Origin of the sequence: Streptomyces zinciresistens K42, assembly GCF_000225525.1 — a bacterium.
Classification (GTDB): domain Bacteria; phylum Actinomycetota; class Actinomycetes; order Streptomycetales; family Streptomycetaceae; genus Streptomyces; species Streptomyces zinciresistens.
Genome location: NZ_AGBF01000430.1, coordinates 1 through 1,612, shown reverse-complemented (window position 1 = coordinate 1,612; position 1,612 = coordinate 1). Strand labels below are relative to the sequence as shown.

Annotated in this window: 2 protein-coding genes; both read left to right on the top strand. The window is 71.8% G+C overall.

Annotated elements, in window-relative coordinates:
- A partial coding sequence (locus SZN_RS37015) for a Mu transposase domain-containing protein (RefSeq protein ID WP_043735482.1) occupies window positions 1–931 on the top strand: 931 nt, incomplete at its 5' end.
- Window positions 932–935: 4 nt separating this feature from the next.
- On the top strand, window positions 936–1,612 hold a 677-nt coding region (gene istB, locus SZN_RS37010; protein WP_007506477.1), incomplete at its 3' end, for an IS21-like element helper ATPase IstB.

The window sequence follows — 1,612 nt, the reverse complement described above, 5'->3', positions numbered from 1 at the left end:
TCTGCCGGCGGACCCCGTCTCGCGGACGGCGTATCAGCCCGGCGAGCTGGCCCAGTGTGATCTGTGGTTCCCGCCCGTGGACATCCCGCTGGGGTTCGGGCAGACCGGGCGCCCGCCGGTGCTGGTGATGGTGGCCGGCTATTCCCGGGTCATCACGGCGCGGATGCTGCCGTCGCGGCAGGCCGCCGACCTCGTGAGCGGGCACTGGGACCTGCTGTCCGGCTGGAACGCGGTGCCTCGGGCACTGGTCTGGGACAACGAGGCGGCCGTCGGACGCCGCCGGGAGGGGCGGGCCGTGCTCGGTCACGAGTTCGCGGCCCTGGCCGGGCTGCTGGCCTGCAAGGTGATCCTTTGCCGGCCCCGCGACCCGGAGGCCAAGGGGCTGGTCGAGCGGGCCAACGGCTACCTGGAGACGTCGTTCCTGCCCGGCAGGGTGTTCACGTCCCCGGCCGACTTCAACACGCAGCTGGCCGGATGGCTTGAGGTCGCCAACCGGCGGGTGCATCGCACTCTGGAGGCCCGTCCGGCCGAGCGGTGGGAGGCCGACCGGGCCGCGATGCTGCCGCTGCCGCCGACCTCGCCGCCGCGCTGGTGGCAGACCTCGGTGCGGATCGGCAGGGACCACTACATCCGCCTGGACACCTGCGACTACTCCGTCGCCCCGGCTGCGATCGGCCGGATCGTGCGGATCGAGGCGGACACCGAGACGGTGCGGGCTCATCTGGACGGCCGGCTGGTCGCCGAGCATGCCCGCTGCTGGGCCCGCCACCAGACGCTGACCGACCCCGACCACGCCGAAGCCGCCACGGCGATGCGCCGCCAGTACCGCCAAAGCGGGGCCGCCTCCGCGGCGGTGGAGGTCGCACAGCCGGATCTGCCGGCCTACGACCGTGTCTTCCATCTGATCGAGGGCGGCGGAGGACAGGAGTGAAGCCATGGCCACCCGCACCACCACATCCCGGGACATCGCCGCCGAACTGGCCTTCCTCAGCCGTGCGCTGAAAGCACCGGCCCTGCTGGACGCTGCCGACCGGCTCGCCGAACGCGCCACCGCGGAGTCCTGGACGCATCAGGAGTACCTGGCCGCCTGCCTGCAGCGCGAGGTCGCCGCCCGTGAGTCCCACGGCGGAGAAGGCCGCATCCGTGCAGCCCGTTTCCCCGCCCGCAAGACCCTGGAGGAGTTCGACTTCCATCACCTGCGCGGGCTGAAACGGGAGGCGGTGGCCCATCTGGGCACCCTGGACTTCATCACCGGCAAGGAGAACGTGGTCTTCCTCGGCCCGCCGGGTACCGGCAAGACGCACCTGGCCATCGCCCTGGGCATCCGTGCCTGCCAGGCCGGACACCGCGTCGCGTTCGCCACCGCCTCCCAGTGGGTCGATCGCCTGGCCGCCGCCCACACCACCGGCAGGCTCCAGGACGAGCTCCTGCGCCTCGCGCGCGTCCCCGTTCTGGTGATCGACGAGGTCGGCTACATCCCGTTCGAACCGGAAGCGGCGAACCTGTTCTTCCAGCTGATCTCCGGCCGCTACGAACGCGCGTCCGTGATCGTGACCAGCAACAAGCCGTTCGGACGCTGGGGAGAGGTCTTCGGCGACGACACCGTCGCCGC